We start from the raw sequence: 23,361 nt of genomic DNA on the forward strand, positions 1-23,361 counted from the left end.
GCGCTGTAGGAGACGATAATTTGAAACTCTCGGTGCTGATCAACAATTTCAACTATGGGCAGTTCCTGCGCCCATGCATCGACAGCGTTCTGTCGCAGAACTATCCGGACTTCGAGGTCGTCGTGGTCGACGACGGCTCCACGGATGATTCCAGGGAGATTCTCGCTTCCTACGGGGCGCGCATTCGGTCCGTGCTGAAGGAAAACGGCGGCCAGGCCTCGAGCTTCAATGCCGGTTTTGACGCGGCGAGCGGGGATATCCTATTTCTCCTCGATGCCGACGATACGTTCCTGCCCGGCAAACTAGCGCGGATCGCCGAAATCTATGACCGCAACGAGATTGACTGGTGCTTCGACCGTGTGACGACCAAAGAAGACGACCAGCCTCCCGGGGAGTTGCAGGTGACGCTGTTCGACAAGCGGGAAACATTGCGCAAAGGCGGTTTCCCTTCGCTTCCGGTGCCGACATCCGGCTTGAGTTTCCGCCGCGCCCTGCTGTCGCAGATATTGCCGATGTCGGTGGCGACGGATGTGGTTCTCAGCGACAATTACATCAAGTTCGCGGCGGCCTATCTCGGCCGCGGCGCCATCATCGAGACGCCGCTGACGTTTCAACGCATTCATGCGTCGAACCGCTACACAGGGACGAGCCGGGCAAAGACGCTTCGCCCGCGGATCATGATCGCCACCGGGCTGGAACTGGCGCGCCGCTATGACGGTCTGCAAGCACTCGGCAAGAGCCTGGTGGCCGGTGGTATCGCGCAAACGACATCGCTGCTCAAACTCCGCAGCGAAGCCCGCAACACCGTTGCCGGCGGCCCCTTCGGCCAGGATGCCGCAACCGAAGTGGCCTTGATGGCGGCGCGCAAGCGTCTGGGAAATATGCTGCGCGGAGGACAGTCATGAACCGGCAAGACACTTTCCCGCATTCGTCGGCCGAAGCCGATCAACCAGGCATGCCGCCGTTGAACATCGCCGTCGGCGTGTTGACCTATCGCCGGCTGGACGGGATCGCCAAGCTGCTCAACGTCATGACGCGCCAGACCAGGCATCCGGCTCGCCCCTATCATCTGACCATGGTGATCGTCGACAATGATGCCGCCGGCAGCGCAAGAGCCACCGTCGAAGGCTTTGGCCAGACGGGCGCCTATGATCTGATTTATGTCGTCGAACCGAACCAGGGCATACCCTTTGCGCGTAACCGCGCCATGGATTCAGTTCCTGCCGGCACTGACCTCTTCTGCTTTCTCGACGATGACGAATGGCCCGTCGATGGCTGGCTCGATGCGATGCTGGAGACCCGGGAGAAAAACCGCGCCGATTGCGTCTATGGTCCCGTCCAGCCCGTCTATCCCGACAACCCGCCGGAATATTTCATCAAGGCGAAGGTTTTCGAGCGCAAGAAGAACAAGGACGGTCAACGCATTTCCTATGCGGCTTCGAACAACGTCATGTTCGATTATCCGCTGATCCGCTCATGGAATCTGCGCTTCGAAGAAAAGATGCGCTTCACCGGCGGCACCGATTATCTCTTCTTCAATCAGGCCATTCGCCGCGGCATGCAGGTTTTCTGGGCTGACAAGGCGCTCGTCTATGATATCGTTCCTGCCAGCCGCATGACCTGGAAGTGGGTATTGCAGCGGCAATACCGGCTCGGCAACACTTTCGCAGTCAGCGAAGTTCTGCACGGCAACCTCAAGCGCCGGCTCTATCGCGCCGCCTATGGCGCCTCGAGAGTGATACTCGGGCTGGCCATGCTGCCAGCGATCGTGATTTCACCCTATTGGGGCATGCGGGCGCTGACCCACGTGTTGCGCGGCGCCGGCATGGTCAACGGCATCCTCGGACATGCATACCAGGAATATAAGCCCAATGCCGCCCTCTGATACTGTTTGCAGGAGCGCCCTCGGATGAGTGTCGGCCCTACCTATGTTCGAGACGGAAATATCGGCCTGCAGCCGGCCGCCCGCGCACGGCCGCGCCACGGCATAAAAAAGGAGACGCTCGTCCGTCTGCTCCTGACGGGGATATATTACCTTGCGCTGCTCCGGGCCACCGGCATGTGGTATGGTTATCCTGCGAATTTCGACGAGGGCGTGTCTGTTGATCCGCTTCCTCAGAAGCTGATGCTTTATTCGCTGATCCCGTTGATCGGCCTTTATTGTCTTCTTGAACCGAACCGGTTCCTCGCCTTTTTCCGCGGCATTTCGCCCCTCGCATGCATCGTGATCTTTGCCATCGTGGCTTCATTCGCCGGTTCGCTCGATTTCGGCGCCTCTGTTCGCGGCGCCGCGGCCGTCGGTCTCCTGGCGCTTGGCCCCCTGCTCTTTCGACTGCGCTACGGCAACGAGGAAACCTTACGTCTCCTGGCCAATTTCGCCGTTTTCTCCGCCTTCGCAAATGTCCTTTATACGGCTGCCTTCCCGCGTTTCGGGATCATGGGCGGCTCGCTGGCGGGAGCAGTGAAGGGACTGTTTTATCACAAGAATACGATGGGACAGTTCAGCGCGATCTGCTTTATCGTGCTTATTTCCCATCGCCTGCCCTCCCCCAGGCTCCGCTACAGCGGCTTGTTGAGAAGCTTCGCCATCCTGCTGACCCTGCTCCTTGTCGTGGTCTCCTTGTCGTCGACCGCCGTCGTCATGGTGGCGATCGGTCTCGCCACGATTTTCGGTCTGAAGATGATGGAGAACGTCAGGCACAATATGGCTCGTGCTTTGATCGTGCTCTTCCTCTGCATCCTCATCGGCGTCGCCGGCTCGATCGCCTATCTCGGCGTCGCCCAGGCCGTTGCTGAAGCTTTCGGCAAGGACCTGACGCTATCTGGCCGCTCCGATATCTGGGAACAGGTGATCCCGCTGATCTACGACAGGCCGATCTTCGGCTATGGCTTCGCCACGTTCCGGCAGGCCGACATTGTCGAGGAATATGTCCGTCTCGGCCACACCGTCCGCTCCCTGCACAACACCTATCTCGAGATTTGTCTCAATATCGGTATTCCGGGCTTTCTCTGCTGGATCGCTTTCCTGTTGACGCGGATCTTCAAGAAGATTGCCGCCGTCTACAGGAGCCAACAGCTTCAGACCGTCCAGGCGAAAGAGGTCGCCCTGATCCTTCTTGTCATGATCGGGGCGATGACCGAAGCGGGAATGATGCTCGCGCCGATCGGTCTATGGCCGGTCCTCGTCTCCGTCTTGCCCATGACGACGGAACCCATCGTCCCGCCGCGTCGGCGGCGGCTTCTCTCGAGAAGATCGGCCGGGCGGCGGAGCTTCGACCATTCACAACCCGTTTCAGGAGAGTAGGCAATGACCAGCGCCCCAATGGCCGTGCCGGAATCGAAGAGAGCTGCGGTCAGCGTTGAACGCGAGAAATTGCTGGATATCGAACGCGGCAAAGGCCTCGGCATCCTGCTGGTCGTCTACGGCCACCTCGTCATGCAGGGCACGCTTGGCGAACAGGCATGGTACCAAGCGACGAAAGCCGCGATCTACACGTTCCACATGCCGTTCTTCATGTATCTCAGCGGCTTCGTGTTCTTTTTCACCGGCGCGCACAATGCGCTCGACCGGAATTTCGGCGCGTTCTTCGCCAAGAGATTTGACCGGCTGCTGATCCCGTTTATCGTGATGTGCCTGGTCAACGTCTTCGGCAAGCAGCTCGCCGAGATGTTCATTCACGTCGACGATGGCGTCAGCGGCTTCTGGCAGGGCCCATGGGCTGTGATTTCGAACAGCCCGAACAACCCGACCATTTCGATCTGGTACCTTCTGGTGCTTTTCGTCTATTCGGTGCTGACACCCATCCTGTGGCGGCTGAGCGGCCGGCAGATCGGCATCCTTTTCCTGTTCTCGCTGGCGATCTACTTCATCCCCGCTTCGGAGAGGTTTTATGTCGCGCGAATTCTGAGCTATTTCGTATTCTTCGCCGCGGGAATGCTGAGCTGCAAATACTCGGCCCAGGCGCTTAACATATTCTCCAAATATATCGTCGTCTGGCTGATCGTTTTCGCAGCCGCACTTTATATCGGACGGAGTTTCCCCTATTGGCTTCTTCTATGCGGGGCAGCGTCGATCCCGTTCCTGCATGCTCTGGTCAGATTGCCGATTTTCGAAAACGACAAACTCCTTCTCTGGTTCGGCCAGAATTCAATGGTGATCTATCTGCTCAATACGATCTTCATTGGAATCGCCAAAGGTGTCTATGTGAAAATCCTGCCCTATCACGGGCCATGGTTTGCATTCATGATCGTTATATTGATGATTGCCGGGACGTTATTGCCGATCTTAGCCAAGATGGCGCTTCAGGCAGTGCCGATGGCTGGACCCGTTTATAAGTATGTCAGGTGAGCTGCCCCGAATTGAGATTTTCCCGTCCCATGCGCTCGACCTGCCGGCCAATGATGTTAGAATTCGATTAAACTGCCGTGCTACAGCCACGGTTTCGGTGGAATGGTCTTGCCTCTAATCATCGGTCAAACATAGGAGATGCCTGTCTATGGCTGAGAAAAAATTGAAGGTTCTCGCTGCGTCGTCAGGGGGCGGCCATTGGGAACAGCTGATGACCATGCGCAGCGCCTTCGAGGGCTGCGACATCATTTTTGCAACCACCATCCCGGGGCTGCTTTCGAAATACGAGATTCGGGACGGAGTGGTCCTTCCCGATTGCAGCCGCGACTCGATCACCATGTCGATCCGCTGTTTTTTCAGCGCTTTCGCCATCGTCATCAGGCACAGGCCCGACGTCATCATCTCCACCGGTGCCGCGCCCGGGCTTTTTTGCCTGCTCGCCGGGAAATTGACGGGCAAGCGCACGATCTGGATCGATAGCGTCGCCAATGTCGAGAAACTGTCCCTTTCGGGGAAACTGGCCGGCCATATCGCGACGCTCTGGCTCACGCAATGGCAACATCTGTCGCGGCCGGACGGCCCGCATTACGCAGGAGCTGTCCTTTGATCCTGGTCACCGTCGGAACGCAGCTGCCGTTCGACCGCCTCGTCAAGGCGGTCGACGCCTTCGCCAAAGAATTGAGCCGGCCGGTTCTGGCGCAGATCGGCAAGGGCACCTACACGCCCGAAAACATGAAATGGATCAAGAATATCGAACCTGCCGACTTCGACAGGATGTTTCGCGAGGCGAGCGTCATCGTCTCTCACGCGGGCATCGGCACCGTGCTCACGGCGAAACGTTTCGGCAAACCGATTATTCTCGTTCCCCGCAAGGCAGCCCTTGGCGAGCACCGAAACGATCATCAGCTGGCGACCGTCAGCCAGCTCGTTGACCGGCCGGGCATCTATGTCGCGCATGACGATGACCAACTGAAAGGTTATCTCCTGCAGGACCTCAGCAGTCCCTCTCATGAAGATCCGTCCGATGTCGGCCGGACGTCGCTGGTCAACTATTTGAAGGGTTATCTCGCGGCAGGCTGAGCCCGCGACCGGCCGCAGACATCTCCGAGACGGCGGAAATTCATTCTCCGCAATCGCGGCCGGCGATATGTCCGAGGAGTGCGGGCACGATGATCCTCGCAGCAGCTTCGGGCCGCGGATGCGCGCCGTCGGGAATTGCGGCGGCCCGATCGTCCGGGCTCAGGCGCTCCCAGCCCGGCCGGTGGTCGACGAACTCCAAACCGCGCTTCTGTGCCTCCGCCTGATGGGCCGAGATATAACTGCCGACGAAGGGACGGATCAGTCCCCGCAGTCCCGAAAACGGGTTCATCGCCATGAGGATGATCCGCGCGCGCGGCAGGCGCCGATGCAGCTGATCGAGAATGTCGCCGATATTCTTTCGGCTTTGCGCCAGCGACACGAACCGGTGCAATGTTGCGTCATTGGCGTAGAGCTCGATCAGGATGATATCCGGCTCCTCGGCGACGACGCGGTCCAGCTGGGTCAAGGCCCAGGCCGACGTCTCGCCACTCTTGGCGACGCTCTCGACCCTGACGGGTCTCTGCAGGCAGGCGGCAAGCTTTGCCTCAAGCCCGGCCTGCCATCCCCCGCGCGCCGTCAGCGATGTTCCGAAAGCCACGATTTTCATCGGCGGAAGGTTCTCGGCATCACTCTTCCCCGTCGATGAAACCATGAAGAGGCAGGCCAAAAACAGAACCCGCGCCCATGCCAGTCGCCTCTCCGTCGGCACCGCTCGCCAAAGCCGCAAACATATCATGAAGAGACCCTATCGCGGCGGGAGCTATCCGTCACCCGTCAGGATGGCACAAGGCAAGCTTTGCCTCCAGCCGGATGGGCAAAGCTTGCCTGAGAGGTTGCTATATGCAGCAGCGGCGCGCAGAAGCCGCCGATCATTCCTCACGAAAGACGTGCTGCATCTGATCGGTCAGCGGCTTGGTGAGATAGGAGATGACGGTACGATCGGCAATCTTGATAAAGACCTCCGCCGGCATACCGGGATAGAGCTTCATCGACTTCAGCTTCGCGATACTTTGCGCCTCCGGCTTGACGCGCAGCGGATAGTAGCTGATCCCGGTTCGCTCATCCTTGACGGTATCAGGCGCAATCGAGGTGATCACCGCCCGCACGTCCGGCGTCGTGCGCTGATCAAAGGCGCTGAAACGCACATCGACGGATTGGCCGACATGGAGCTGGTCGATATCGCGGGTGGCGACCTTCGCCTGGACGGTCAGATCGTCGTTTTCGGGAACGACGAGCATCAGCGTCTGGCCCGGCTCAATGACGCCGTTGATCGTATGAACGGCAAGTTCGTGGACCCTGCCGCTCAATGGCGCGGTGATATCGAGACGGCGGAGCTGATCGAGCGCGGTTTCACGGCGCTCTTCATTTTCGGCGATCTTCGCCTCGACATCGGTCAGTTCCTTGGCAATCTCCGAACGGCGATCCTCGTCCAGCTGAATCGACTGGCGATCGATCTCGATCGCCTTGCCTTCGGCCTCCGCCTTTGCGGCGATTTCCTGGCCGCTATTACCCTGAAGGTCGGCGCGTGCGCGCTTGAGCGCGTTCAAGCGCTGCAGTGTGACCAGTCCCTTCTTGTAGAGCGCATCGACGCCTTCCAGTTCCTGTTCGATCAGGCTGAGGGAATCATTGGTGGCGTTGATCTGAACGACCAGACCCTTGATCTGCTCGGCCAGCTGATCCTTGCGAGACGCCAACTGGCTCTTCATTCCGACGAGCGCCGACCTGCGGCTGTCAAACAATTTCTGTTCGCCGTCGAGAAGGTCCCGTGCGGCATTTCTGGACGCCGCCTTGTTGGATGCGGCAGCGCTGGATGTCATGAGATCGCTTATGTTTTCCTCGACCTTGAACGAATCGGCGCCGATCCGTTCAGCCTTGAGACGGGCACGACGCGCATAAAGCTGCGCCAGCGTGCTTTCGACGATCGAGAGCTGCGCTTTCGTCGTCGTTCCATCGAGCCGTATCAACACCTGCCCAGCCGACACATGGTCGTTTTCGGCGACCAGGAGTTTCGACACGATGCCACCGGTCGGGTGTTGGATCTTCTTGACGTCGCCGTCGACGATAACCACGCCTTCGCCGATAACGGCGCTGGAAAGCTCGGTCGTCGCCGCCCAACCGCCGATGCCGCACACCAGCGCGATGGACAGCGCGCCGACAACGGCGACGTGACGGTTGAGGGACCGTTTCGATTCATTGGTGATTTTGCTCATCATCGTCCTTCCGGCCTATTCGGCTGCATTGCCTTCGACCACGACCTTGAGCTGAGCCACGCGCTCGGCAATCGGAGTGCGCGTCGCTTCAGGCCGGCTGACCCGGGCCAGAACTTCTTCCTTGGGGCCGAATGCGATCATTCTGCCCTCCTGCATCATCAGCACGAAGTCGCATACGGCCAGAACGCCGGAGCGATGCGCGATGACGACGACAATGCCGCCGCGTGCCCGCACGCTCATGATCGCAGCGCTCAGCGCCCGCTCGCCTTCCTCATCGAGATTGGAATTCGGCTCGTCGAGCACGACCAGGAACGGTTCACCGTAAAGCGCTCTCGCAAGGGCGATACGCTGTCTCTGACCGGCCGAAAGCGCGGCACCGCCCTCGCCGATTTCAGTCTCGTAACCGTTTGGCAGACGCAGAATGAGATCATGAACGCGGGCAGCCCTCGCCGCCGCGACCACGGCATCCGGCGACATCTCCTTGGCGAAGCGGCATATATTCTGCGCGACGGTGCCGGAGAAAAGCTCCACGTCCTGCGGGAGGTAACCGATATGGCGGCCAAGGGCGTCGCCGTCCCACTGGTCGAGTGCCGCGCCATCCAGGCGAATGGACCCCCTGACCGTCGGCCAGATGCCCATCATCGCCCGCGCCAGCGACGACTTGCCCGAGGCGCTGTAGCCGATGACGCCGAGCGCGCTGCCCGCGCGCAGACCGAAGCTGACATCGGAAATGACCAGCCGCTGGCCGGCCGGCGGTCCGCTGGCTACACCCTCGACCGTGACCTGCTTGCTGGGCGCCGCAAGCGTCAGCGGAGCCGGGATCTCCGGGATCGTCTTCAGCAGGTTCGACAGCCGGCCCCAGCTCTGCTGGGCGGACACGAAACCGCGCCAATTTCCGATCGCCGCTTCCACAGGCGCCAGAGCGCGGGATGTCAGGATGGAGCCGGCGATGATGATGCCCGGAGAGGCCTGTCCCTGAATGACGAGAATGGCGCCGGTCGCCAGCGTTCCCGATTGCAGGGCGATACGGAAAATCTTCGAAAGCGTCGCATAACCATTACCGACATCCGATGCCTGCCGGGTGATCTGCCGGTACTCGCCGTTCTTGCGATCCCAGATCTCGGCCATGGTGCCCGCCATGCCCATGGCGTGGATGACCTCGGAGTTGCGGATCGAGCTCTGCGCAAAACCGTTGCGCATATTGGCGGCTTCCGACTGCTGCTTAGAGAGTGTACGCGTACCCTGGTTGGTCAGGAACGTCAGGAGGGCGAGAACCAGCGATCCGCCGATGGCGATATATCCGATCGCCGGATGGAAGAGGAAACAGATGACGATATAAAAGGGAAGCCAGGGCAGATCGAACATCGCCGTCGGCCCCATGCCGGACAGGAAGGTTCTGATCTGATCGAAATCGCGCAGGGGCTGCAGCCCGTCGCCGCCGACCTTGACCTTCAGCGGCGCCCTGATCAGCGCCCGAAACACCCGCCCGTTCATCATCTCGTCGAGCGCACCGGCGACGCGTACGAGCATTCTGCTCCTGAGAACCTCGAAGGCTCCCTGAAAGGCGTAAAGGGTTAACGCAAGAATTGCCAGCGCGGCGAGCGTCGGTATGCTTTTGCTGGGAATAACCCTGTCATACACCTCAAGCATAAAAAATGAACTTGTAAGGTAGAGGATATTGATAAGCGCGCTGGCTATGCCAATGAAGATCAGCCCGTTTTTGCATTTCCGCAAGGCCTTGGACGGTTCATTGACGTCAGCTGTTGAACTCTGAAACACGAAGCAATCCTCTCCTGCCGCACGCGGACGCAGCGAATACGCCGGTCCGCACTGCAGTTGCAGGCCCCTCAGGCCCGATCATTGACATGGCTGCCCTCGGACCTGGCACCCTCGCCGAACCCGTTGGCACGCTCCTACACTAGTACATGAATCCCACCGAAACGTGACCGAAAATACAAATTTATCACGAACAATTTCAGAGGCCCTAACTTTAACGGTACGATAATCATCCCGTCACAAGCAAGTGAAAAGCGCAAGTCGCCCAATAATGGTCCAAAGCGGCGAAACCGTGGCGCGTTAGCTTCGCAAGCTACTACCGTGTTAACTATAAATGCAATCTATAGTTCGATTTATTCGCGCCGGCGGAACATTTTGCGCCGCTCATCCCGCATATTCCAGTCCGGCAGACGGACCCCGCCCGACCTCGGACGGAGATCGAGCGGCCTCGGTGGGGACATGCCGGGGCCGCTCCAACCTCAGGAAAGCATGTGCGAGCTCTGGCTGCTGTGGAATGTGTCGACATTGATGGAGACGCTCAAGCTGTCGGCGTCAATATGGGAGGCGCCATCGGAGATCTTGTATAGGAAGGATTCGCTGACCTTGCCGCTGAGGCCTGCGAGCTTGGCGGCATCGACCGTGTAACTGTAATCGCCATCGCGTTCCACGTGAATGACGCCGTATTTCCCGGTCAGCGTCAGCCCGTACTTGTCGACCGCGCTGTCGCCGAAGCGGCGAAGCAGTATCGTGCCGTTGCTCGCCTTGTCGTTCTCGAGCAGGTTGCCGTGAAAGGCGCTGCCGGTATCTTCCGTGATCTTCAGGCTGTCATGGACGGCGACAATCTTTTGGGTGGCGGCAGGCACGGCGGCGACAGGCGCAGGAGAGCTGACCTGCGTATCGCCGGTCGCGCTGCCGGCGGCGCTGTCGAGTTCGGCCTGCGCCTGCTCGATCGTCTTGCTTTCGCCGATGGAGAACGTGTTCTGGGCGGCGATTGTGGCGGGCATCGTCAGCGTCGACACGGCGCTGTCGATGATATTGTCGTAGAAGGAGCCCGATGCGGGCTTGTCGACCTTCAGCGCCGACGACGACAGATCGTCGAAAACATTGTCATGGATGACGATATTCTCGCGGATATAGGCGGGATTGCCGATGGCACTGATCAGCACGCCGTATACGCCCCCGTGCAGATAATTCCCGCTGATATCATAGTTTATCGCGTTGCCCTGATCGCCGAGGCCGATGCCGTAGGACCAGCTGTAGCCGCCATATCCCGAGATGTCATTGTCGTGGATGGCGATGTTCGTGCCCGCCTGCGCGCTCAGCCCGAAACCGCCGCCCACCAGCGTATTGCCCTCGACCAGGGCGTTCTGCGCCCGGATCAGCACCAGCACACCCTTGGCGCTGTTGGTTTCGGTCTGCTCCAGATGGTTGTCCTTGACCAGGATATTGCTGCTGTCGTTGAGCTGGATGGCGTCGGCCGCGCTGCCCAGGCTGTTGGTGACCGTATTGTTGACGAGCGTGACGCCCTTGACCTTGTCCATCCAGATGCCGTCGGAATGCACACCGGTCAATGAGCTGTTCTCGATCGTGATGTTCTGGCTGCTCTGGAAGCTGACCGACCCCGGCTTTCCGGCGAGGCCGGTATTCGACACTTCGACATTGCGCACGGTCCAGTTCGAGACATTGCCCGCGTAAATCGCGTTGGCGCCGGTATCGGCGATTTTGATGTTCTCGATGACGATATTCGACGCCTTGGAACCGTGGATCCCGTCATTGCTGCTGCGAATGACCGGCGCCTCACCAATGCCATAGCTGCCGATGGTGATCGGAGCGCTGACGCTGCCGGAATATTTCAGGTCGAACTGTTCGTTAAACACGCTTCCGGCGGCAAGCAGCACGCTATCGCCCGGATTTAACCTCAAGGCTTCAACAGCAGCCAATGTCGCGAAGGCTGAACTCTCACCGGTTCCGTTGTTACTGTCGGATCCTGTCACTGAATTCACGTAGTAGACGGTCATGCTGCGATCTCCCAAGGTAATGGAAAATCTTCTAACCGCCGACCTCTCTCCGGCCGCTAAAATGAAACACTAAAATGCGTGATATCTGGCAATAATTCTTGCGCCATCAATATAAACAGCTTGGTGTACTGATTATACTTAATCGCGACGAGGTTGCAGCCTCACGGCGGCAAGCCGGCTTTACTGGGTCGGATGCAGTTGCCAAGATCCGATCCCGAGCATGCAGAATTTCGGCTGATCTACGCCGCGCCAGGACAACGCTCACGGAAATCCCTGTATGATGGTAATATGATAGGCATTGCCTTCCAGATTCTCCGCCGGAACTTGCAGAAATACCCATAATCCGAAGTGATTACACGCATGCCTCGCAGACGATTACATCATCAGCCATTTTAATTACAATTGCTTCTGAATAACGATTCCTTTAGCGAGAAGAAAGAGCCGTAACAATATGACAACTTGAGACAATCACTTATTATTAAAGCAACATTATCCAAGTCTTTCATTGTCTTATGCACATTGCACGTGTGTCATTATTGATAAAATACACTCATGAAGGTCAATCTGTTGTTAACCATGCGCTTGACTCCATGTGTTTAAGATATACTTAATCGGACGGCTCGCTGAAGTCAAAAATGACCGGTAGAGATCAATTTCAAGGAGAGAGGCACATGGCTATTCACGCAACCGACGATACTGCAACATTTTTGGAAACCGATGTTATTTCGGGTAACCTGCTCAGCAACGACACATCTGACGGCAACCTTTTTCTGCGCGCCTTCGACCAACAGAGCGTCGGCGCCAAACAGCCCGGCCAGGTCACCACGATCCAGGGCGATTACGGCACCTTCTACGTCAAGGCCGACGGCAGCTACACCTATGTGCTGAGCGATGCCGCCAAGATCGGCTTCGCCAACGGCGAACTGCTTCAGGAGAAGGTTTCCTACAAGATCTCCGATGGCGCCGGCCACACCGATATGGGCTTGTTCACCCTGAACATTCAGGGCGTAACACAGGTCAAGCCGGTCGCGGTCGACGACCATTACAGCTTCAACGAAGGCGATCTGATCAGCGGCAACGCGCTGGCCAACGACATTCCGGGCGACAATGGTCAGCTTTTCCTCCGCCAGTTCGACGGCACGAACGTCAACGGCAATAGCGGCGCCGTTACCGATATTCTCGGCACCTATGGCACGTTCCACGTCAAGGCAAATGGCGACTTCACCTATGAGCTGACGCAGGATATTGCTCCCGGCGATCAGGTCACCGAAACCGTCCAGTACTACAAGATCTCCGATGGCGAAGGCCACACGGACGCCGGCATTCTGTCGCTCAACATTACCGGCACCGACGTGGTGTCCGGCGGCGTCGGAGTCTGATCATCGACAACCATCAAGAACAACGCCCGCTGCACAAACAGCGGGCGTTGTCGTCGCGTGAAGGTGAAAATTTCGCGAGCCATTCGGCCGCATCAATGGTGATGGAAGCTGATACCGCGACATCAACTCCTTCGATCATCGTCCACAGCCGCTTCAGGGCGCCGGCTTCAATCGTCGAAGCTTTGCAGCTGGAATCACCGGCTGCAGCGCTGTCGAAACCGCGCCGTCGCCCCTTCACCGACACTCGCCCAGATCCGATCGAAGACCGGACGGAGCTGAGGGCTGATGGCTTTCATGGTGGCATTGACCCTGCAGCGGTCGCCGAGTTTCAACATCGTCGTCAGATCGCCGTCAACGGCACTGCTGGCCGCCGAAAGTGTTGCATCGGTGAAATCGTTCCAGAAATAAAACCGGGTCAAAACGATCGACTCGTCATAGGGCGCAAGAGAGACCGACCGTTTCATCATTTCTGCAATCGCAAGCGGTTCCTCCGCGATTGTCGACTGAACAGCGGCAAGACGAAGCCAGAAATTGCTGTTGGTCGGCATGCAGGAGAGCGCGTGCCGGAGATAGCGGCGGGCATTCGAGGCCGCCGCAACCCAGGCATCGTAGTTGCCATTGACGCTTTGTCGGTCGAGCTGCGCCAGAACGAGCGTGACGCCGGCGGCGACGATGTCCGATCGGCAATAATGTCCGTCAACCACGGCGATGGCGCGCGCCGCATATCTGGCCGCGATCTCATTCGTGACGGTGTCGCCGCGCTCGATCCTTTCGGCAACGATCGAGATGCTGGCCGTTCTTATCGAAGCATACAGATCCCGGCCGGCCAGCACCGCGAAAACCGCGGTCACGATAAGGAAAACGATCCTTGCAGGTGAAATAAGCCGACCGGCGAGCATCACTCGGTATAGTATCGCGAATAACGCTTATAGTAATATTCGCTGGAACCGAATGTCCGGTAGAGTTTCATCTGCGACGGATCGACCTTGGTCAATATCGCGCCGACGCATTTGGTATAGAGATCCGGCTCGGACAACAGGGTCGACTGCACCACCTTGCGCGAGGTCTTGCCCCACTCGATCACGAATACGACGGCATCGAGCTTCGGGTTAATGGCGCGCGCGTCGACGACAGGAGCGAGCGGCGGCAAGTCGACGATAATGTAATCGAAGCTCTGGCGCGCCATCTCAAGCAGCTGATCCATGCCGCGCGAGGCCAACAGCTCCGAAGAGTGCGGAACGCGGTATCGCGCCACCGTCGGCAGGAATGCAAGCTTCGTTTTGGGATCGAGAAGAATGAGATCCTTGAGCGGGCGGTTGTCGACGATTGCTTCAAGCAAGCCGGCTTCGGCATGGCGGCCGATCGCCCGGGTCGCCCCGGGATTTCGCATATCGCCGTCGATCAGCAGGCAACGCGCGCCCTGCATTGCCAGAAGCTTGGCAAAGTTGATGGCTGTCGTCGACTTGCCCTCGCCCGGCAGGCTCGACACGACGCCGATGACCTTGCAGCGCTGATCCGCCGCGCTGATATCGATGGCAATCTTCGCACTTCGAAGCGTCTCGGCGAATGCCGATAGCGGATGCTCCTCGACATAGGTCGTCGTCTTGCCGCCCCTGGCGATGCTGCGCGGATTGCCCGGATCGACGAGGGTCGGATCCTCGACGTTGTTCTCGATCAGCGGCATGACACCGAGAGACTCGACGTCGAGCATGTCCTTGACATCGTCACCCGTGCGGAAGAAGCGATCGCGGAATTCGCGGAAAGCGCCGATGCCGCTACCGAATGCACATCCCAGGAACATGGCAAAAGCGACAACGAGGCTTCTCTTCGGCGCGCTCGGCTTCGTCGGCGTCTCCGCGATTGTGATGATACGTGCGGCGGTAATCGGGAAGCTCTGCTGCTGGATCGCCTCCTGGTAGCGCGTCAGGAAGTTCTGATAGAGGTTCTTATAGGTATCGCGCGTCCGTTCGAGCTCACGAAGCTGAACTTGCGTCTCGCCTGCCGTTGCAGCCACGCCGGTTGCCTGGTCAACGCTGTCGCGCAGCGATTTCTCACGGGATTGCGCAACCTGCAGCTCGCTCTGGTAGCTCTCGGCGATACGATTGAGTTCGTCGAACATCAGCCGTTCATATTCGGCCATTTCGGCGCGAAGCCGGACGGCCTGGACGTGGTCCGGACCGAGCCGTGCCTCGATTTCGGCCTCGAGCTTCGACGCTTCCAGATATTTCTTGCGAAGATCGTTCGAAATCGAGCTGTCGAGCACGTCGGTCACGATCGCATCGGTCTGCTTGGCCTGGATGATCGACTTGATGCGGGCGTATTTCGCCTCAGCCTGGGCCGTCGCGGCCTGGGCGGTGATCAACTGGCTGTTGAGCTCGGAGAGCTGCTGTTCGCTGAGCAGCGTGCCGGATCCTGACTCGACAAGCCCGTGCTCGCTGCGGAATTTCTGCACCGCGAGGTCGGTGTCCAGCGCCTGCTGCCGGAGCTCTTCGATACGCTCCTGCAGCCACTCGCCGGCCCGGCGGGTCGCCTCATATTTGGAATTGAGCTTATCGACCATATAAACGTCGGCGATGGCGGCGGCGATTTCGCGCGCCAGATCCGGCGACTGCGAGGTATAGCTGACATCGAGAACATAGGATTTGCCAACACGTTCGACATCGATATTGCCCGCGACCGTTTCAGCGGCACTTCGCCGCTTCCTTGCCGGATCGGGTGCAACAGCCACGTCATCGGCAAACCAGGAACGAAAATTCACCAGCGATTTCAGCGTTGCGACAGAAAAAAGCGAATTCTTCGGCGCCGTGAACACCGGGTCGTCAACCAGTTTCAGCTTGTCGACGACCGCATAGGCGATCGTGTCCGACTTCAACAGCTCGACCTGGCTGAGAACGGTGCCTTCGTCGTCGTCCAACTGGCCGAAAGCGGCGAGCTGATTGATGACCTGATTGTCGCTGCGGTCGATCAACACGCTCGTATCGGCAGTGTAAACCGGCACGGATGTCAGGACATAGACGACGCCGAGAATGCCAAAAGCGAAAGCACAAGCTGCAACGATCCGCCACTGCCGACGAGCAATGGCGATGAGCTTGTCGAAATCGATGAAATCAGCTTCGTTTCCCGTATCGCGGGAGGGGTCGATACGCGGCGTAAGTTTATCTGGCGACAGCAATTTCGATCTCCAACAAAGGCGTCAAGCGCTAAGATCTACAGGCAATTCCAGCTATTGTGTGACGGGCACACTCTGACTCGTCGATTGCGTCGGGTCGGTTGACGACTGCCCTGCCCCGCCCGTGCTAATCAGTGTCGTCGTTGAGGTCGACGAACTATCGCCGTCCCCTGCATTCGAAACCTGCAGCGTGCCGGCAGTGGTGGCGCTGCCCTCAAACGGCGTACCGTCATCCGCTCCGGGACCGGTGCGACCGATCGATCCGTCATTGCCAATACCGGATGCTGCGGCAGCCGCGCTTGCGCCCGGACCGAGTGCCGCTGTGCCGCCTTCGGCGAGAACTTTTGCAAAGGCTGCCAGCAGCGGCGCAAGGTTAGGATCGGCAGTGGCCGCCTCGGCGACCGCTTTTTCGATCGCCAGCTTGAATTGCGGGTCCGAGACCTGGCAGCTGTTGGCCGCCCGTCCAAGACCGGCCCCGATCGCCGCCATCTGGGCGGCATTGGCCATCTTGGCCTGCTCGATCACCGGCGACAGGGCGTCCTCGCTGCTTCCGACCAATGCGCGTACACGCGATGACAAAACCAATGGATCGGACATGTCGAGCAGAACGGCGGGATTGGCCGTAAATCCGCTGATGTCGACGGGGGTCAGATTTGCCGGCCCCAGGCAAGCAGCCGCAAATGCGCTTGAAGTCATGCCGGCAAAGGCCGCGACGATAATTCCGCTATAAGCAAGCCGACGATAAACAGCTGACCTTGCCATACCCAAAATTTCCTTCATCAAATCCGCTAGCTGATAGGCCGCCGGCCTCGATCATTCACGATCGACGCCGGTCCGCCCATTTCAATCAACGTCCGAGATTGCGCACTGCGTTGCGAGTATCGTTCACGTCGTCCGACACGCCGGCGACAGTGGACGATACCGAGTTTACGATGTCAAGGAACTTGACCAATTCAACAGAGTCCGAATTGGAGATATAGATAACGTCCTTGTCTTCCATCTTGAATTGCTGAGTGGCAAACAAGGTTGCCGGATCGCGAAGATTGGCGCGAACGATCACCGGAATCGTATCGCCAGCAAACCTCGTCGTATCGACATGCATCGCGGCAACCGTCTTCTTCGGGACAAGCCGATAAAGCAGGATCTGAGCCGGATCGGCGCGATCGTCGCGCAGGCCGCCCGCCTTGGCGATAGCCTCTCCAAGGGTGAGGTCGGACTCCTCGAAATCAAAGCGGCCACTGACGCCGGCGGCGCCGAGCGCAAGATAGGTACGGCGCTCATGATCGATCGAGATCGTATCATCCGGCGCGACATAGATATTCTCCGCCGGATTCTTCAACAGCGTATTGTAGGCGACGGTTGCGGTTCTGCCGCGGCGCTGCAGTGTCACGTTCGTTTCGATGTTGTTGGTCGTCAAACCGCCCGCGGCGGAAATGACATCGAGAACGCGCTCCCCGGCCGGGCTGATCGTGACGCGCTGAGGACTGTTGACGTCACCGAGCACGGCCACCTGACTGGAGCGGCTGGTCGTTGTCGTAATAACCACCTGCGGCTCGATCGCGCGGCTGGCCAGCCGGTCTTCGACGTCCTGCTCCACGGTCTCCTTCAGGCGACCGGCAGCCGGAACGCGACCGGCATAGGGGATCGTGATCGTTCCGTTTCTGTCGATGGTCTGCTCCGGCAGAGAGATGTAATTGCCGGGTCGGCTGCCGGCGTCCGACGGAATAAATAACCCACCGGACTGGGCTTCGAAGATCGCGACCTGGACGACGTCGCCATAACCAAGCGGAATTTCAGGCGCCCCACCGCGACCACCGCCAAACCCCTTGAAGGAGGTCGGCTGCGGAGACGTGAAATATGGCAGGACGTTCTTGCTGAGATCAATCAGGGCGTAGTCGATACCGACGCGACGCTCCTTCGTTGTTACTTTCACTGCCGCGCCTCGATCAACATCTTTGTGATCGGGACCGGATCTTGGCAACGACGTGCAGCTTGCCAATATAGTCGTTAGCGCTACAACAATGGCGACGCGTGTACTACCGATAGGAAAACAACCCATAGAATAACCTGTGTTGACGCCCCTGAAGCTACTGCCTCGCAATTTTACAAAATACAAGACAATCCCTGACCAATAATCAATGTAGACGGATTAACATTCCTCTAACTGTGGCAGGCTGGCAACGCCAAGCCCTTCACCAAGCGAAACGCTCGAACCCGGCTTCTCTGTTGCCGGCAACGACCTGAAGGCTGCCCCCGCTATAAAATCTCTTGCGTTTCAGAGTCAACAGCGCGTTACCCACAATCGGCATTTTCGAAAAACCTTCACGAAACCATCTGTTCAATCATCGACTGTTGACCGGCGGCACATATTGCCGTTCCGCTTCGCCGCCGTTGCGTGCAAGGCTGATGGCGACGATGGCGCTGAGGAAAGCGGCAAAAAATACTGCAAAGCCTGGTATTTGCAGCGAAAAATCAACCGCGGCATGAAGGGCGACCAAGACCGTCGCCGCGAGACCAAGAAGAACATAATGTCTCAAGCGGCGCCGTTGCGCGAGCCCCCGCCAAAACACTCTGGCAAGCACCGAGAAGGCAACGAGCGCCGCGATCGGAAATAAAATCCCGAGGCCCAGAAATCCTTCGAGGTAGAAATTATGAGCGCGATCGAAAATCCCGAAAATGCCGCAGGCCGGATCGCGATAGGCGGAAAACACGGTGCGGAAGGTGCCGAGACCCGTCCCCGTCACCCAATGATCCGAAATGGCACGCAAGATACCCGGCAAGATGCAAAAACGATCATCGTCCTCGAGACGCCGCTGTTGCGCACGCAAAATCGCCTGGCCGGCAAACATGCTCAGCAACAGGACGACGAAGGTCATCGCCGAAAGAAGCTTCACTATCGACCACCATCTTGGCGTCTGTCTCATGTGGCGCCTGGAGTTGTTCCAAGAGATAACAAGCCAGGGAAAGTAGATGAGAGCGGCAACAAAGGTCGCGAATATCCCAGCGCGTGATCGGCTCAGCATCAGCGCGGTGAAACATGCGCATAAGAGCAGAATGTAGACCCACACTCTCAAAAGAAGAACGTTTCGGCCCGGCTCGCCGGGCGGATGGTTTGAATAGGAACGGGCTATGTCCCTGACCAGGGTCAGCATGAGCAGCGTCCCCAACCCGAGGAAGGTCGCGGCGGTATTGCGGTTGACGAACACGGCCGTCAGGCTGTCGAGGTAGGCGTGTTTTTCGATGACGATCAGGATGTTGGGAAACATCGAAAATTGTATCAGACTGAAAACCGCGATACCGCCCGCCGTGAGCCCCAGGCTGGTCAGCACTTTCCGCGCCCGTTGATCGGTATCGCACAAGACCAGTCCGGTCAGGAAGGTCACGAAAGGCAGAGCCACCCAAAGAACCGAGGCGAGCGTATCGGCCGGCTCGACGGAGATCGCCGCGTATTGAACGCCCGCCAAGTCACGCGCAGCGCTCCAGGCAGGGTTTGCCAGCCAATTGGCCGGCAGTTCGATTGTCTGGACGAACGTCCACGCCGTCAGCACGACCAGCAGAAACAGAGCGATGCTGAACACCCATCCGGCCTGCCTCGGCTCTCCAAACAGCAGCCCTGCAATAATGGCCAGAGCAAACATCCCGATCGCAGCGAAGGCGAAAGGAAAGGGCGTAACGCTTCCGAACGGAATGAGCGTCAATATTACCAGGCCAATGAAGGCAAAGAGGATCGTCTCCCGTAAGACCTGCCCGTTGATGAGGTTGGATAACATTTGATTCGCTCACCAGCAGCAGCAACGAGAGAGAGATACAACCAATACGGTTAATATACTCGTACTAACATAAGTTGCATATCAAACGCTTGCGTGTTAAAGTGCAACAGAATTCCACATCGTTTAAAATTGTCGCGAAAGGCTTAAGCCAATCGAGACCGGCCCCGATTATGCTCCTTCAAGCAGCAGAAACGGGACAGACGTTCTGTGCCCAATACTTGGCAGATCACTAATCCGCCATGCCATTGACTGAGAAAAAAGGCAAGCCTGATCTCAATCGGTTGCCCTGAACGGGGATTAAGAGATGAAGAAGACGTTCGTTACACTTCTGGCACTGGCTTTTACAGCAGCGAATGCCTGCTCTGCACTTGCCGCCGGTCCCGCAGGGTTCGCCCGCGGCCTGACCAGCGGTTCGGCAGTGAGCTATATCTCTGAAAAAGGAACGATCATTCCGCCCTTCGCCCAGGTGCTGTTCTGCGCCCAGAACCCGGCCGAATGCCGCGACAACAATGGTTTGTCGGTCCTGGCGCTGACCGACAAGGAAATGCTGCAGCTGAAGGATGTGAACAACTCCGTCAATCGCACGATGATCGGCAGAAACGACCCGCGCAACGAACTGAACGGCGATGTCTGGAAGGTGAATGTCCGCAGCGGCGACTGTGAGGATTTTGCGCTGACCAAGCGCAGCCGGCTGATGGCAATGGGCTGGTCGTCGCGCGCTTTGCGAATTGCGACGGCCTATACGCCCTCCGGCGAAGGACACGCCGTCCTTGTGGTCAGAACCGACAAGGGCGACCTGGTGCTCGACAACAGGAAAAGCAGCATCAAGAACTGGCACGATACCGATCTGCGCTGGGATAAAATCCAATCGGATACCGACCCCTACGTCTGGTATCGCCTGTGAAAACGGGCGCGGCTGGGGCAATTCCGGCAAAGCCGTGAAGTGCCTTAGCCTCCGCAATGCCCACATCTAACTAATTGAATCCACCCGTTCCGGGTTGAAGTCGAGCCGGCGCCAATGCGCGGCTCGACTTGTCATATCTTCCACACAAACCTATGTTTTTGCTGTCGACAGGGCAGCTGGCGCGGGTCGCTGCGCCCTGAGTTAGAATTCCGATTTGGGCCAGCAGGCGATCTTCGATGTTGTCTTTTCGCCCAGATTAAGTATGACGGGGGCCATGCTGCGACGCAGCATGACGTTCTACTCTAATGATTTGAGGGAAATATGCGCATCACGATGATTGGATCAGGCTATGTCGGCCTCGTTTCAGGCGTTTGCTTTGCGGATTTCGGCCACGACGTCATCTGCGTCGACAAGGATCTGAGTAAGATCGAGGCCCTTCGCGAAGGTCGCATTCCGATTTACGAGCCAGGTCTCGATCAACTGGTCGCCGAAAACACCAGCACCGGCCGCCTGTCCTTTTCGACGGATGTCGGCGAAAGCGTTCGTGGCGCCGACGTCGTGTTCATCGCGGTCGGCACGCCCTCCCGGCGTGGCGACGGCCATGCCGATCTCTCCTACGTCTATGCGGCGGCACGCGAGATCGCGACCTACGTAGAAGGCTTCACCGTCGTCGTCACCAAGTCGACCGTACCGGTTGGGACCGGGGATGAGGTTGAGCGCATCATCCGCGAAACCAATCCGACAGCCGATGTCGCCGTCGTTTCCAATCCCGAGTTCCTCCGCGAGGGCGCGGCGATCGAAGATTTCAAGCGCCCCGACCGCATCGTCGTCGGTCTGAACGACGACCGGGCGCGCGAAGCCATGACCGAGGTCTATCGTCCGCTTTATCTCAACCAGGCGCCGCTGGTCTTCACTTCCCGCCGCACCTCCGAACTGATCAAATATGCTGCCAACGCCTTCCTCGCGATGAAGATCACCTTCATCAACGAGATCGCCGATCTCTGCGAACGGGTTGATGCAAATGTCCAGGACGTTTCGCGCGGCATCGGTCTCGACGGCCGTATCGGCGCCAAGTTCCTGCACGCCGGCCCGGGTTACGGCGGCTCGTGCTTCCCCAAGGATACGCTGGCCCTGGCCAAGACCGCGCAGGATTTCGACGCGCCGGTCCGTCTCATCGAGACGACGATCTCGATCAACGACAACCGCAAGCGGGCGATGGGACGCAAGGTGATTTCGGCGGTCGGCGGCGACATTCGCGGCAAGAAGATCGCGATCCTCGGCCTGACCTTCAAGCCGAACACCGACGACATGCGCGACAGCCCGGCAATCGCCATCATCCAGACCCTGCAGGACAATGGCGCCCAGGTGGTCGGTTACGATCCCGAGGGTATGGAGAACGCCCGCAAGGTCATCGAGAATATCGAGTATGCGAGCGGCCCCTATGAAGCAGCCGCAGGCGCGGACGCGCTGGTCATCGTCACCGAATGGAACCAGTTCCGCGCGCTCGATTTCAACCGGCTGAAGCAGTCGATGCGGGCTCCGGTCCTAGTCGACCTGCGCAATATCTACCGCAGCGACGAGATCCGCAAACACGGCTTCACCTATACCGGCATCGGCACCAATCTCTTCGAAACGACCAACTCCTGATAAGGTCTGCCGAGATCTGACATCCTGACGCCGCGGAACATAAATTCCGCGGCGTTTTTTTATGCATGACGTGCGGAAGCCTGCAGTGGCACCGGGACAACGACATGGGTGACAAACCAGCAAAAGCGCGTCGTCGAACACCGCAAGCGATTATCGCACGACACCACGCCCTCCTGTTCTACAGCAGTCCGACCCGCGTCCCTTTGATCGTCAGCACGGTCAGGCGGCCCGTCGCCGAAACCGCGGTGTCGATACCGATGCGTTGCGGACCGAATGTCGGGATTCGCGCCGGGGTGTGTCCATGGATCACGAGGAAAGGAAGCTGCGGCCCGTCGTCCAGAAAGGGCTGGCGGATCCACATAAGGTCGCTGTCCTTTTGTCTCTTGAGATCGATGCCAGGTCTGATGCCCGCATGGACAAAGACAACCCTTCCCATCTGCAGCAAGATCGGCAGCGATTCCAGGAATTGGATATGCCGCTCCGGTATCATGTTGTGAATGACGCGGGCGATCATTTCGTTTCCAGCCGCCGATTGCAGCAGATGCTCGATGTCGATGCCATATGAATTCAGCGTCTCCGTCCCGGCAAAACCAAGCCATTCAAGAAGGCGCGTCGGCTTGCGATAGAGCTTCACCAGCTCCGCATCGTGGTTGCCGCACAGGGCGAGACGCTGAAATTCCGGCGGCGGCGGCTTGCTCAGGAATTCCAGCACTGCGCTCGAATCCGGTCCGCGATCGACATAATCGCCGAGCAGGAGAATGAGTTTCGGCCCCGGAATGCGCTCGGCATCCGCTTCGATGCGGCGATGCGCCTCAACGAGTTCGTTATAACATCCGTGGACATCGCTCATCGCATAGACCGCGGCGAAATCGCCTTCGGCAAATGTCAGCCGAGCGCGCTTTTTATGGCTGCCAGTCAATATCGGTATCTGTTGTCGCCACGGGACGAGATAGTTAAACATGTAACCCATTTGTGAAACCCGGCCGTGTGGCGGGCTGTCGGAACCGATCCATTTCTCACCCATCGCCGCAACGGCACGAAGTTTAGTGATCATAAGAAG

Annotated in this window: 19 protein-coding genes; 9 read left to right on the top strand and 10 right to left on the bottom strand. The window is 58.5% G+C overall.

All coding sequences use genetic code 11. The annotated features are described in order from the left end of the window. Window positions 1-20: 20 nt before the first annotated feature. The 6 genes from K6M89_RS11825 (at window position 21) to K6M89_RS11850 (ending at window position 5,428) form a co-directional block, all read left to right on the top strand. The gene (locus K6M89_RS11825; protein WP_097578247.1) at window positions 21-905 is read left to right on the top strand and encodes a glycosyltransferase family 2 protein; all 885 of its coding nucleotides are present in this window, start codon (window positions 21-23) and stop codon (window positions 903-905) included. Further along, complete coding sequence (locus K6M89_RS11830; RefSeq protein WP_222139561.1) at window positions 902-1,885, top strand: glycosyltransferase family A protein; 984 nt, start codon at window positions 902-904, stop codon at window positions 1,883-1,885. The genes K6M89_RS11825 and K6M89_RS11830 overlap by 4 nt, the downstream gene beginning before the upstream one ends. A 24-nt stretch (window positions 1,886-1,909) precedes the next feature. Then, a complete protein-coding gene (locus K6M89_RS11835; protein WP_097578243.1) occupies window positions 1,910-3,304 on the top strand; it encodes an O-antigen ligase family protein in 1,395 nt (464 codons plus the stop codon). 3 nt (window positions 3,305-3,307) lie between these two features. After that, window positions 3,308-4,348 (top strand): acyltransferase family protein, encoded by a 1,041-nt coding sequence (locus tag K6M89_RS11840; protein ID WP_222139562.1) that lies wholly within the window; start codon window positions 3,308-3,310, stop codon window positions 4,346-4,348. Between the two features lie 148 nt (window positions 4,349-4,496). Next, window positions 4,497-4,955, top strand: coding sequence for a glycosyltransferase family protein (locus K6M89_RS11845; RefSeq protein WP_222139563.1), 459 nt, complete (start codon window positions 4,497-4,499; stop codon window positions 4,953-4,955). Beyond that, a complete protein-coding gene (locus K6M89_RS11850; RefSeq protein ID WP_222139564.1) occupies window positions 4,952-5,428 on the top strand; it encodes a glycosyltransferase in 477 nt (158 codons plus the stop codon). The genes K6M89_RS11845 and K6M89_RS11850 overlap by 4 nt, the downstream gene beginning before the upstream one ends. A 40-nt stretch (window positions 5,429-5,468) precedes the next feature. Here K6M89_RS11850 and K6M89_RS11855 read toward each other — a convergent pair whose 3' ends face one another. The 4 genes from K6M89_RS11855 to K6M89_RS11870 all read right to left on the bottom strand — a co-directional run bounded on the left by K6M89_RS11855 (window position 5,469) and on the right by K6M89_RS11870 (window position 11,432). Further along, window positions 5,469-6,164: an SGNH/GDSL hydrolase family protein gene (locus tag K6M89_RS11855; RefSeq protein WP_222139565.1), complete on the bottom strand. Its 696-nt coding sequence runs from the start codon at window positions 6,162-6,164 to the stop codon at window positions 5,469-5,471. A 133-nt stretch (window positions 6,165-6,297) separates the two neighbouring features. Further along, window positions 6,298-7,638 (bottom strand): HlyD family type I secretion periplasmic adaptor subunit, encoded by a 1,341-nt coding sequence (locus K6M89_RS11860; RefSeq protein ID WP_097578954.1) that lies wholly within the window; start codon window positions 7,636-7,638, stop codon window positions 6,298-6,300. Between the two features lie 15 nt (window positions 7,639-7,653). Next, window positions 7,654-9,417 carry a type I secretion system permease/ATPase gene (locus K6M89_RS11865; RefSeq protein ID WP_222139566.1) on the bottom strand — a complete coding sequence of 588 codons (1,764 nt, stop codon included), beginning with the start codon at window positions 9,415-9,417 and terminating at the stop codon, window positions 7,654-7,656. Between the two features lie 476 nt (window positions 9,418-9,893). Beyond that, the gene (locus K6M89_RS11870) at window positions 9,894-11,432 is read right to left on the bottom strand and encodes a right-handed parallel beta-helix repeat-containing protein (protein ID WP_222139567.1); all 1,539 of its coding nucleotides are present in this window, start codon (window positions 11,430-11,432) and stop codon (window positions 9,894-9,896) included. A 671-nt stretch (window positions 11,433-12,103) separates the two neighbouring features. Here K6M89_RS11870 and rapA2 point away from each other — a divergent pair. Continuing rightward, window positions 12,104-12,811, top strand: coding sequence for a calcium-binding lectin RapA2 (gene rapA2, locus K6M89_RS11875; RefSeq protein ID WP_222139568.1), 708 nt, complete (start codon window positions 12,104-12,106; stop codon window positions 12,809-12,811). Between the two features lie 194 nt (window positions 12,812-13,005). Here rapA2 and K6M89_RS11880 read toward each other — a convergent pair whose 3' ends face one another. The 5 genes from K6M89_RS11880 to K6M89_RS11900 form a co-directional block, all read right to left on the bottom strand. Next, complete coding sequence (locus K6M89_RS11880) at window positions 13,006-13,710, bottom strand: hypothetical protein (RefSeq protein ID WP_222139689.1); 705 nt, start codon at window positions 13,708-13,710, stop codon at window positions 13,006-13,008. Further along, a complete protein-coding gene (locus K6M89_RS11885; protein WP_097578227.1) occupies window positions 13,710-15,983 on the bottom strand; it encodes a succinoglycan biosynthesis protein ExoP in 2,274 nt (757 codons plus the stop codon). Before K6M89_RS11885 ends, K6M89_RS11880 begins: the two co-directional genes overlap by 1 nt. Before the next feature lie 51 nt (window positions 15,984-16,034). Then, the gene (locus K6M89_RS11890; protein WP_222139690.1) at window positions 16,035-16,742 is read right to left on the bottom strand and encodes a sugar transporter; all 708 of its coding nucleotides are present in this window, start codon (window positions 16,740-16,742) and stop codon (window positions 16,035-16,037) included. A gap of 85 nt (window positions 16,743-16,827) precedes the next feature. Then, window positions 16,828-18,039, bottom strand: coding sequence for a polysaccharide biosynthesis/export family protein (locus K6M89_RS11895; protein ID WP_222139691.1), 1,212 nt, complete (start codon window positions 18,037-18,039; stop codon window positions 16,828-16,830). A 283-nt stretch (window positions 18,040-18,322) separates the two neighbouring features. Continuing rightward, window positions 18,323-19,750 carry an O-antigen ligase family protein gene (locus K6M89_RS11900; RefSeq protein WP_222139569.1) on the bottom strand — a complete coding sequence of 476 codons (1,428 nt, stop codon included), beginning with the start codon at window positions 19,748-19,750 and terminating at the stop codon, window positions 18,323-18,325. 304 nt (window positions 19,751-20,054) lie between these two features. Between K6M89_RS11900 and K6M89_RS11905 the strand changes: the two genes are divergently transcribed. Beyond that, window positions 20,055-20,654, top strand: a complete 600-nt coding sequence (locus tag K6M89_RS11905; protein WP_222139570.1) for a transglutaminase-like cysteine peptidase — start codon at window positions 20,055-20,057, stop codon at window positions 20,652-20,654. A 321-nt stretch (window positions 20,655-20,975) separates the two neighbouring features. Then, window positions 20,976-22,301 carry a UDP-glucose dehydrogenase family protein gene (locus tag K6M89_RS11910; RefSeq protein ID WP_222139571.1) on the top strand — a complete coding sequence of 442 codons (1,326 nt, stop codon included), beginning with the start codon at window positions 20,976-20,978 and terminating at the stop codon, window positions 22,299-22,301. Between the two features lie 178 nt (window positions 22,302-22,479). On the opposite strand, the gene K6M89_RS11915 is transcribed toward K6M89_RS11910, so the two are convergent. Next, the gene (locus tag K6M89_RS11915) at window positions 22,480-23,271 is read right to left on the bottom strand and encodes a metallophosphoesterase (RefSeq protein WP_222139692.1); all 792 of its coding nucleotides are present in this window, start codon (window positions 23,269-23,271) and stop codon (window positions 22,480-22,482) included. Between the last annotated feature and the right edge of the window lie 90 nt (window positions 23,272-23,361).

Source organism: Rhizobium croatiense (assembly GCF_019793465.1).
Classification (GTDB): Bacteria; Pseudomonadota; Alphaproteobacteria; order Rhizobiales; family Rhizobiaceae; genus Rhizobium; species Rhizobium croatiense.